The organism is Pseudovibrio sp. M1P-2-3, from assembly GCF_031501865.1.
Classification (GTDB): Bacteria; Pseudomonadota; Alphaproteobacteria; order Rhizobiales; family Stappiaceae; genus Pseudovibrio; species Pseudovibrio corallicola.
The window spans coordinates 666,563-678,168 of sequence record NZ_JARRCW010000001.1; the positions used below are offsets into that span (position 1 = coordinate 666,563).

General features: G+C 48.3%; 3 protein-coding genes and 1 pseudogene. 2 read left to right on the forward strand and 2 right to left on the reverse strand.

All coding sequences use genetic code 11. From position 1 onward, the window contains the following. Positions 1–32 precede the first annotated feature (32 nt). Positions 33–2,144 (forward strand): DUF6395 domain-containing protein, encoded by a 2,112-nt coding sequence (locus P6574_RS03140; RefSeq protein WP_310618937.1) that lies wholly within the window; start codon positions 33–35, stop codon positions 2,142–2,144. A gap of 219 nt (positions 2,145–2,363) precedes the next feature. Here P6574_RS03140 and P6574_RS03145 read toward each other — a convergent pair. Together P6574_RS03145 and P6574_RS03150 are read right to left on the reverse strand one after the other, a co-directional pair. After that, positions 2,364–2,492 (reverse strand): annotated as a pseudogene (locus P6574_RS03145) (integrase core domain-containing protein); the annotation flags it as partial. A 157-nt stretch (positions 2,493–2,649) separates the two neighbouring features. After that, positions 2,650–3,608 (reverse strand): IS630 family transposase gene (locus P6574_RS03150; RefSeq protein WP_310618938.1). Its coding sequence is split into 2 segments (ribosomal slippage): positions 2,650–3,261 and positions 3,264–3,608, totalling 957 coding nucleotides; the frame shifts between segments, so codons are not numbered across the junction. Between the two features lie 459 nt (positions 3,609–4,067). On the opposite strand from P6574_RS03150, the gene P6574_RS03155 reads away from it, so the two are divergent. Further along, positions 4,068–11,603 carry an SDR family NAD(P)-dependent oxidoreductase gene (locus P6574_RS03155; RefSeq protein WP_310618939.1) on the forward strand — a complete coding sequence of 2,512 codons (7,536 nt, stop codon included), beginning with the start codon at positions 4,068–4,070 and terminating at the stop codon, positions 11,601–11,603. The last annotated feature ends 3 nt before the right edge of the window (positions 11,604–11,606 follow it).

Consider the following 11,606-nt stretch of genomic DNA (forward strand, 5'->3'; position numbering starts at 1 on the left):
TTTTCCTATTTGGCTCTGTTTGAGGGTTTTCAATGAGGGTATATTGCGAACTGAAGGAAGGTTCTATTGGGTCTGTTATTGAATATACTTTCGAGTTGGATGCAGGAGACCTAACTGAGGCAAATTCATTTAACTCTAGACGTGAGAAAATAAAACTCCGAACCAATAATTGTAGTTTCTTCTTTCCTTTTAAAATTTCACTACCTCATCCAGATCTGTGCGCGCTTGCTGCATTAAAAATTATCTCTCCATATGTCGGTAGTATGGTCAAGTTCGACCGTTCAGTATCTAAAGAGTTCGCTGATACTGTTAAGGCTTGGTACAAGAATATAAAAAAAGTTAACTTTAGTAAGAATATACAACCCCGCTCCAAGAATTACAAAAGATACGGGCTGGCGTTCTCAGGTGGGGCTGATAGTACCGCTGCTGCATTTTTGCTTGATAAAGACGTTTCGTTAATATCCTTAATAAGGAAATTACACCCAGATGTCGGAGGGGGCGAAAAGGGGAGCAAGCAGGATGATGTTTCAGGTGTCCTACAGGATATGCCTGCGACATTTAATAAGATTGCGATTGAGACAGACTTTCCTTACACTTCAGTAAGGTCAGATGATAAGTGTATTGTTATGGCGGATGAGGCTTGGCATTCAGTTCCAATATTCCTTTTGGCTGACCATCTGAGTATTGGATTTATTTCTCAAGGTAACACCCTTGGTTTTTTTTTAGGAAATGAGAGTAAATTCAAAAACCTAACGAATTTATCACGTCACCATGAACTTTTATTTGGTGCTGTTGGACTCAATTCCGTGCAACCTCTTGCTGGATGCTCGGAGGTGATTAGTGAAAAAATATGCCTGTTGAATGAGAGGTCCGAGCGTACTTTTACATGTAATTTTGGTTCCTTTGAGCAGCCGTGTATGCAATGTGCAAAGTGCTTTCGGAAATCACTTATTAAAGCATATTTGGCCAACAAACCTTTAAGTAAAGAAGAGCTCGAACGCTTTAATCATTCTAAGCGCTTAGAAGTACTATCACATAAATTCCCAATTCCTTTTACAGTCACGCTCAAATTCCTTTTGTCTCCCTATGAAAATTTGCCGGAAGGTCCTGTGAAACGGATACGGAAAGCGGTCAGGAGGTCCTATTCTGGAGATCCAAGCTGGATAACAAGGGTCTATACTGAATTCTATAACAAGCCTAAACAAGTTGCTGATGGGAGTATTCTGAGACGTCTGACATCTAATTATTGTCAGAAAGTGTCAAGGAAAGATGTTTTGAATATTGAGGCCTTGGATTTAAGGGGGAGCAAAAATAAAGGTGTTCGATGTAAATATGAAAGTAATATCAAAGAAATTATGATAATTTCATCACCTAGGAGTGGTACGAATTATTTTTGTGATACTTTGGATAATCTTGTAGGTGGTATAAGTTTATTTGAAATTTTTAATGATGAAGGTGTGTTTGGTATAAAAAAAGCACCGAGTTTCCTTCAAGCGCTTAGTCAGTCTCAAAGCAAGAATTTTGAAGATGGGAGTGATCCAGATCTTATAAGGCTATTTCGATACAGGCCACTTTATGCTCTTGAGGAGTTTGCTTCGTTTTGTGAAAAGAATGACTTAAGTTTCTTTTCTTATAAGCTATTCCCGAAGCAGCTAGATCATAGTGAAATTGAAAATATTATGAATAAGCGTAGGCCGCTGTGTGTCTTCATTATCCGTAATAGATTAGATGTTTATATCTCCTATAAAAAAGCCAGAAAAACAAGTGTTTGGAAAAATAAATCGACTGAAAATATTAGGATAGATCTGGATGTTGATGATTTCTTGTCTTGGGCAGATGAAGTTGATAAATGGTATTCAAGGTGTTTTCAAACTGCTCGGTTGGCAGGTATCCAGCCAATTATTTTTTCATACGAAAGCCAGATAAATACAGAGAAGGAAAACTTAATAGAACAGCAACGGCTTCTTTTGGCCAGTCATGGTGTTAAGTGTCTGTTACCAAATCAATTGCCTAATGCAAAATTTAATCGCCAAGATGCAATCTTATCTCCTTTTGAAAAAATTGACAACGGTGTGTCCTTTAGGCGGAAACTGATGGAGAGAGGGGAGCTAGAATATGCGCTCTCCAAGCCGTTTGTGAATTGACTGCAGTTGGAATTAATTCATGTTGCCTGTAGCTGTAATTGGAGCCTGACTCGAACGGAATGGTTCGGAAAAAGTGGAGGGGCCTTTATCAAATTTGTAACAGAAGGACTTCGCGGGGAGGACGCATTTGAGTAGCTCCAGTTGAGTGGTCCACTTTGAAGGTTAGTGCATAGTTGGCCTTTGCTCCATTGGAATAATGACTCCCGGAACCAGCTGACGCTAAACCAGAGCACTGTGTGGTCGTTTGGTATTATAGTGCTTACTCCAGCTTTCTATGATTACTTGGGCTTCTTGTAACGAGTAGAAGACTTCTCCGTTCAGTAATTAATCACGCATACGCCCATTAAAGCAATTCCCCATAATGTTGAATTTTAAGGGATTACCAGTCTGGCTGGTTTGTGATTCACTCCATTTTTTTGGAAGACCCTACATGCCAGCTCCCCTTTCCCGTGACATCCATGCTCGTTTTCGATAACTCATAAAAGCCGGCTATAGTCTTGAGCCTTTATATTGAAACATATTCAGCTGCCTTGAAGTATTTCCAACACTCTTGGGGTGTGAACAGATCGCATATGTCACCCAGAGCCTTTATCAAGGTCTCAAAGGTTCTGGCTTTCATTCTGCATAGGTGTGCTTTGAGCTTGGAAAGCGCCATTTCGATAGGATTGAGATCAGGAGAATAGGGCGGCAGAAAAAGAAACCAACACCCGCTTTGTCTGAGGGCCCTTGCGGCTTCTGGAGCTTTGTGTGTGGACAGGTTATCCAGAATGACCACCGTTTTAGGGTGCAAGCATGGAGCCAGTTGTGTCGTGATATAAGTGGTGAATGCCTTGCCATTCATGGCCCCGTCCAGAACCCAGGGCGCAATGAGTACCTCATGGGTCAAACCGGCGATAAAGGTCTGGTTCTGCCAGCGTCCAAACGGCGCTGCGTCAAGGGCTCGTTCCCCTTTAAAGGCTCGGCCTCGCAGCCGAATTAAATTCGTTTTAACACTGGTTTCATCGAGAAACACCAGTCTCTCAGGCAGATCACGCATTATAGGCTGACGGGTGTGGCGCCATTCATCTCTGGCATTTTGCACATGGAGTTTGCCGCGCTCGGTTGCCACCAACGATTTTTATTATAGGTGTAGCCAAGACGGCGCAAAGCCTTGGAGACGGAAGTATGGTGAACCCTCACTCCCTCAGCCATGAAAAGCGCATCACATAACTCCATCAACGTGATATCTCCGTCTTGATTGACCAGCTCGCGCAAAAAGGAGAGGTAGGGCTCCAATTTCCCGCCTCCCTTTGGGCGCCCTGTCCTGGCCGGGATTAAACTCTGCCCCTCCCGAACTTTACGGGCCAAGCGAGATCCTGATGCTGGAGAGATCAGCAGGCGGCGCGCTGCTTCACGCCCGCTCATCCCGGATAAAATGAGCCTTTGAAAGCGAAGGCGTAAATCAAGTGAAAGTGGTCGGCCCATGTGATCTCCTCCCTAAAAGGAGTGAAACACAAATCAACCTGTTTGGGAATCTCCAATCGATTCAGCGTTGCGCCTCAGTGCTTTAAAACGGGCGGGGAGCAGCCCGCCGGCTGATGATCTCCCCTGCAACAGCTTCGCGTCTGGCACGGAAAATTTGTGCGGTAGTGTCAAATATCTTTCGCACTTTTTGTTTTCAAGCAATGGCTCTGGTTTGACTCTCGATGTTTTCGAAGAGTGGCTTCATGTTCATGTATCGTTTTGGATAACGTACAATCATTGCGCGTTATCGAAGGTCTCTCGATATATTTGCTTATTCAAATATGATCTTTTGTGCACGATATTCTTCCCACTAAAGCTCAAGTACCGATTATCGGTCATTGTCTTTTCTGTTGAACGATTTATACCTGACTTCAATATCACTCAATGTGTTTACCCAAATTGTAAATCTGGAAAAGTTTCTTGCTAGAAGTTGTAGGTTGGGCGCTTCGCGTTCCTGGCGCAAAAAATAAAAAAGAATTCTGGTCTCTCCTGAAAGGGGAGCGGTGTAGCGTTTCCGAGATTCCGGAGGACCGCTGGCACCATTTTAGATATTTGCATCCTAGGTTAAAGGAAGCAGGGAAAACCTACAGTTTCGCTGCGGGTGTTCTGGAAGACCCATGGGGTTTTGATCCATCTGTTTTTGGGGTGTCTCCCCGTGAAGCCGAGCAGATGGACCCTCAGCAGCGCCTTCTTTTACAGCTGGTATGGGAGGCTGTTGAAGACTCAGGAGTGTCGCCATCCCATATTTCTGGCGAAAATATCGGTGTGTATGTGGGGGCGTCTGCTCTAGATTACGGTAGCGAAAGCTTGCTTGACCCTAGTATTGCTACGGGTCATTTTATGACAGGGAATACACTTTCAATTATTTCCAACCGCTTATCCTATATTTTTGATCTTAAGGGTCCGAGCTTTACTGTTGATACTGCGTGTTCTTCGTCTTTGGTTGCGTTGCATGAGGCGTATCGCGCATTGAGCGAAGGGCGTATTGATACTGCAGTTGTTGCTGGCGTAAATATTTTGGCCAGTCCGTTTCCTTTTGTCGGATTTGCGCAAGCGACAATGCTGTCCCCTGAAGGCCTGTGTCGGGCTTTTGATGCGGCGGGTAATGGATATGTGAGAGCTGAAGGCGGTGTGGCGCTTGTGCTGCGCAGAAAAGATGCAAAACGCTGGAAAGGGCAGCGTTCTTGCGCCGATATTGTTGCTGTTGATGTGAATTCTGATGGCCGGACTGTGGGCATGTCTTTGCCTTCAGAAGAATATCAGGCGTCACTTCTGTCGCGAGTTTATCAGCAAAACAGTATTGATCTGGATCAGCTGGCTTTTGTGGAAGCGCATGGGACGGGAACGCGGGTTGGGGATCCGAGCGAAGCGGGCTCCATTGGGAGTGTCCTGGCGAAGGCCCGTAAAACACCGCTGCCTATCGGGTCTGTAAAGACAAATGTTGGGCATCTTGAGCCCGCCTCCGGTTTAGTTGGTCTGGCTAAAGCCATGCTGGCATTGGAGAAGAACTATCTTCCGGCCTCGTTGCATTTTGAAACTCCAAATCCGGATATTGACTTTAAAGGCTTGAACCTTGAGGTCGCAAAAAACGGAGTGAAGCTGGAGCGCGGTGAAAAACGCCGGTATGCTGGTGTTAACTCTTTTGGCTTTGGTGGAACTAATGCCCATGTTATCTTGAGTGATCCTGATCAGCCAAAAGCTGATAGCGGACCGTCAGGTGCAGATGATTCGCTATTGATGTTATCTGCCCAAAGTAAACCGGCGCTGCAGGATATGGCCGCCGCTTATAAAGATTACATCTTGGCGTCTTCTGACGAGCTTTCAAAAATCAAAGCTGCAAGCTTCCACAGGAAAGCCAGATTTGGTGAAACGCTTGTGTTGCAAGGCCGGAGCAAGGAAGTGCTCGCACATGCGCTGGACGACTTTGCCAATGACGCGCCGGGGGCTGCTGGGGCTTATAGTTCAGAACGTGCTGAAGCAGGTAAATTGGCCTATGCATTTTCTGGCAATGGTGCTCAATGGGCAGGCATGGGGCTGGATGCTCTGGACAAGAATGCGGGGTTCCGGGCGGCTATCGAGAAAATCGACTATAGTTTTGAAAAACTTGCTGGCTGGTCCTTGCTTGAAAAAATGCGGTCGGACACGCTTCAAGAAGAAATTGAGAAAACTAGTATCGCCCAGCCATTGCTGTTTGCCGTTCAAGTGGCTCTTTGCCGTGCCTTAGAAGGCTATGGCATCAAGCCGGATATGGTCTTTGGCCATAGTATTGGAGAAGTTGCTGCTGCGCATATCTGCGGAGCTCTTGATCTTGAAAACGCCTTGAAACTTGTATTTCATCGCTCCTTGCAACAAGAGGCGGTGGCAAATAGTGGTACAATGGCGGCTCTTGTTCTGCCGGAACTGGACGCGTTAAAGGCTGTTGAAGAAAGCGGTTTGGAGACCGTTGAGTTGGCTGCCATAAACAGCCCTAAATCTGTTAGTCTTTCTGGATCCTATGAGGATATTAAGGCGTTCCAGCGCTTTGCACGTTCAAAGCATTATCCGTGTAAAGCAATTAAGCTGAACTATCCTTTCCATAGTAAGCTCATTGACTCTGTGGGGCCGCGTTTCAAGCAGGTGCTGACGGACTTGGTGGTCTGTGATGCGCAAATACCAATGGTTTCTAGTGTGAATGCGCAGGAAGTTCGGGGTACTGAACTTACAACCGACTACTGGTGGCGAAACCTTCGTGACCCTGTACGTTTTGCTGATGCGGCGACTGTTGCGCTTGAAAAAGGGGCAACAACACTTATCGAAATTGGTCCAAAGGCCATTCTTCGCAGTTACCTTCGTCAAACTGTAGATGCGTCATCAAAATCCTGTCAACTTGTGGGAAGCCTTGAGAACGTCTCTCATGAAGGTGTGGACCCGGTGTTGAGTGTCGTTGCGCGTTTGGTAGCACTGGGGGTAGAGGCAGATACAGATGCGGTCTTTGGCCCCGATCCGTCTGGCTCGATCTCGCTTCCCGGTTACCCATGGCAAAATAAACCATTTCGTTTCGAAAGTTCTCCCGAAACAGCAGGGGGGCTATTCCGAGGAAGTAATCACAGGCTTTTAGGGTGGCGACCAAACAGTGCTTACACTGTCTGGCATTCCCATATTGATAGCGCTGTCGTGCCGTTCCTTGCAGACCATGTGGTGAACGGGCAGGAAATTTTCCCAGGAACCGGTTTTGTTGAAATCGCGCTGGCTGCAGCGCGGGAACATTTTGGTCATGATCATATAGAGCTGCAAACACTTGATATTTTGCAGGCTCTTATGCTGAGTGTGGATTACCTCACCGAAGTGCAGACAACTTTGTCGCCGGAAACTGGAAGCGTAGAGATAAGAAGCCGTCAACGTCTCAGTGGAGATGACTGGACGCTACACGCAACAGGCCGTGTGTTCGAAGCCGTAAAGAAAGATCACTCCCCTTTAGCGGATAACAGCCGAGGAGAGCCGGTTTTTGCGTCTTCTGATCCGATTTATGCAAGGGCAAGGCGTCATGGCCTGCAGTTCGGTGATGCGTTCCAAAGAGCACAGACTATTGAAAAAATTGGGGAACGGCGTTTACGTGTAACTCTTCAGGAGTTGCCGGAGCACCTTCGTGACAATAGTCCCTACTGTGTACACCCTGCAGAGCTGGATGGTTGTTTCCATGGTCTGCTTGCGCTTTTTGATATTGTTGTGCAGCATGGAGGGCGTTCCAAAGCTTATGTGCCAATTCACTTTGGCAAAATCATGCTGACGGAATCTGCTGTTCGGCCCGCTCAGGTCGAAATTTCAATTCGCAGGAGTTCCAGCCAGTCTATTCTCGCGGATTTCCTGATTTTTGATGCCAAAGGTGGCTTGATTGTTGAAATTCGCGGTGGCCGGTTCAAGGCAGCTGAGCTTGGCCTGAGAGACAGGCCTGAAGATCTGTTCTTCAGGATCGAACCTGAATATGTCGCAAACTGCCGAGAGCAGGCGGTGAGCTGCGCTGAATGGGTTCAAGACGCCGAGCAGGTTTTGTCCTTGATGGATGTCACAGATGAAGCCGAGGGCGAGCGGGAAGGCCTGCTTTTATTATCTGCTGCGGCACAGCGGGCATCGCTGGATATGCTTCAGGCAAAGGAGCAGAGTGTTTCTGGCAGTGAAATCATTAGCGAGTTTGGTGCTTATTTTGCTCGGCTTGAAGATATTCTGGTCGCAAGTGAGCTGGTTATCCGCAACGATAACGGAACCATTGCAATAAATGATGGAGCTCAGCTTCCTGAATTCGATATTTTGCTTTCAACCATTGTGCATGAATATCCGAAGGAAAGTTCCGCTGCGACTTTGCTGGCCAACGTTCGGCGTTCGGTTTTGTCAGCGTTAGAAGGGCAAAGTGAAATTGACCTTCGCGCCGTAAACTCTTCTGCCACATTGGAACATTTTTGGCATGCCTCTCCCGATGCGCTCGCCCGTAGAAATGGTCTGGGGCTAGTGCTCGCAAGGCTTATGGAAGAGCGTGGCGAAAGTACACCCGTATCACTGCTTCTGCTTGGCGATGATACAGTTGACCTTGCCCGTGACTTGATGGGAGCCAGAGAGCGCGGAACCTTGCGCGTGGATCTGTTTTCCAAGGATAGCAAAGGTGCTGCTAGGGCTTCGATTGCTCTTGCAGATAGTGTTGGCGCAACGGTATTTGATGGCAGTGATGGCTGGCCAGAGCTTGAAGAAAAAACTGCATATGATGCAATAATCTCCTGCGGATCCTTGCACAGCTTCGCCATGGAGGGCCGTTTTGATTTTGAAGCGCTGCTGCAGCTTCTTGCTCCAAGTGGACTGTTCCTTGCTCTGGAACGCCAACCGGACTTTTACATGGATGTTGTTTTTGGTCTCTATGAAAAGTGGTTCGGTGAAGATGCACCCACTCAATTCCCTGTCGGGGCATTGAGGACGGCATCTCAATGGGCAGATCAGTTCAGTGTAGCAGGTTCCGTTTGGGCAAGTTCAACGGAGTCTGTTGTCAGCGGAGCCTCCGTATCGCTGTTCACTGCCGGGGCACTTCCAGAAAGTCGGCGCGTGCAAGAGGATGAAGAGCTGGGTTACCAGCAAGCTCTCCTGTTTGTTGGGGCCCACTCTGGTGAGCGTGAAATTGCTCAAAAACTGGAAGAGAAGCTTATAGCAGCTGGCACTGAAGTCCGTGTGATCGAGGCACAAAGTGGCCTTTACAATGCAGATGATTTCACCGGCTGGCAGGAAGTTCTTGCAAATGTAAGAGAGGAAGAGGGAGCGGGCACACTTATTGTGCATCTTGATGGTTTATTCCTGCGTGAAGGGGAGCCTGCAAAACAAGTTTTGCGGCGCGTATCCTCCTGCATCGGGTTGGCAAAAGCTGCTCAAGATGGAAACTATCGTTTGGTTCTACCCGCGCCGAGCGGTTCCGGTCTGTCTGCACCAAGCAGTGAGGGCGGGAGCGTTCATAGCGCCCTTTGGACATTCCTGCGTGTGCTGGGGAACGAGGTTCCCATTCTCAACCCTCTGGCTGTTGATCTGGACCTTACTGCAAGCCCTGTTCGCATCTGTGAAGACTTGCTGGAGAGTATTTCCAGTGCGCAAAGTGAAGCTGAGATGAATACACAGCCGGATCGGCTGGCGCGTTCTCGTGCGGTCAAAGGCTTGAAAAAGGTTGGGGCAAAAGCTAGCGATAACCTTCAGCTCGGCTTTGAGAGGTCCGGCTCGCTGGATAACCTGCATTGGCAGCAAGTTGAAAGAGTTGCCCCTAAAGAAGGTCATGTGGAAATTGAAGTTGCTGCTACAGGCTTGAACTTCAGAGATGTTATGTGGTCTTTGGGCATGTTGCCTGAAGAGGCATTGGAAGACGGATATGGAGGTCCAAACCTCGGCCTTGAGATTTCCGGAACCGTTAGCCGGATCGGGGCAGGTGTGGAAGGCTTGAGCGTTGGAGACAGAGTTGTTGCCTTTACTTCTGGCGGCTTCTCCTCTTATGCCGTTGTGCCTGGCTTTGCAGTTGCACCAATTGGTGAAGAGCAGGATCTTGTCGCGGCAGCAACTATTCCCGTTGCGTATATCACAGCTTATTATGCACTGGTCCATCTAGGTCAGATCAAGAAAGATCACTGGGTCTTGCTGCATGGAGGAGCTGGCGGCGTTGGCCTTGCAGCTCTTCAGATTGCAAAATGGGTCGGTGCAAATGTCATCGCTACAGCTGGAACACCGGAAAAACGGGAACTTCTGTCGACACTTGGTACAGACGTAACTCTGGACTCGCGCAGCCTTCGGTTTGCCGATGAAGTTATGGACATAACGGAAGGGGCCGGTGTTCATGCGGTGCTTAACTCGTTGGCTGGCGAAGCCATGGAGCGCAGTATCAATGTGGTGCGCCCATTCGGCCGGTTCCTCGAGCTGGGCAAACGCGATTTTTACGCAAATACCAAAATCGGTTTGCGTCCGTTCCGCCGCAACGTTTCTTACTTTGGCATCGATCTGGATCAGATCCTGCTTCACGATAAAACGTTTGCACGCGAACTTATTGAAGAGGTGTTCGAGCAGGTCAGGGAAGGGGCGTTTACTGCACTTCCACACCGTGTCTTCCAAGGGGCATCCGTACAAGATGCATTCCGTTTGATGCAACGTTCCGGCCACATTGGTAAAATACTTGTGGCTCCACCCAAGCCGCAGCAAGTTGAAGTCTCGCCAAAGGTATCCTCCCCAAGTTTTGATGGGAATGGGTACCATCTGGTCGTTGGAGGCCTTGGTGGCTTTGGAAGCCAGATTGCAGTGTGGCTTGCGGATAACGGGGCGCGCAATATAGTCCTGACCAGTCGCAGTGGTAAGCTTTCGCAAGAGCATAGCTTGGTTGTGCGTGAACTTGAAAAGCGCGGCGTCAAAGTCCTTGCGCGGTCCTGTGATGTAACGAATAAAGCGGATCTGGAGAGCTTGTTGGATAAGCTGCGTAAACGCGCACCAATCAAGTCTGTCATTCATGCGGCAATGGTTTTGGATGATGGCATTATCCAGCAGCTTACATCAGAGCGAATTGAGAAAGTCCTTGCCCCTAAAATTACTGGAGCAACACTGCTTGATCAGTTGACTGAGAATGACGACTTGGACCAGTTTATTCTGTTTTCCTCTGCCACAACTCTCATCGGAAACCCGGGGCAGGCAAGCTATGTTGCGGCCAACGGTTACCTTGAAGGGTTAGTGCGTGAACGTCGTCTGGCCGGAAAACCGGGCATTGCTGTGGGATGGGGCGCTATTTCAGATGTGGGCTTTTTGGCGCGAAATCTGGAAGTTTCCGATAAGATTTCCCGTCACTTGGGCGCTGCTATGATCACAGCGCGGGAAGGTCTGGATGCTCTCCTTTTGGCTATGGGGCAGGATGATCAACAATCCACCTCTGGAGTTCTTCATATTGGCCGCTTTGACTGGGCGCAGGCGCATCAATCCCTGCCTCTGCTAAGCCGCCCCATGTTTGGCAGGATTATCAGTGCTCAAGCACAGGCTGGTGATGCGGAGCAGAGCGTTGATATTGTTCAGCTGGTAAATGGCAAGACCGAGGAAGAGGCAACCAGCATTGTTGCTGGATTGCTTGCGGTTGAGATTGCAAAAATTCTGCGCCTTCCTCTAGAGGATATCGGGTATACACGTCCTCTGGCAGAATTTGGTATGGATTCACTTATGGGTCTGGAGCTGCGTATAGCTATTCAGCGCCGCTTCGCCTTCGAGGTGCCACTGGTATCCTTGTCCGGCGGAACCACCCTGAATGATTTTGCCTCCCAGATTTTACAGAAGTCTATTCGTTCGACAGCAGCAGCCGAAGATGATAACCAGACTGCCTTGGATGATCTGGCCAACCGGCATGTGGGCGTTGATATGAGTGATTCCGATCAGGCCGCTGTTCAAAAAGCCTTGTCGGAGCGGCAGGCCAACGTTGGCTCTCTGGTTGGATAGCTT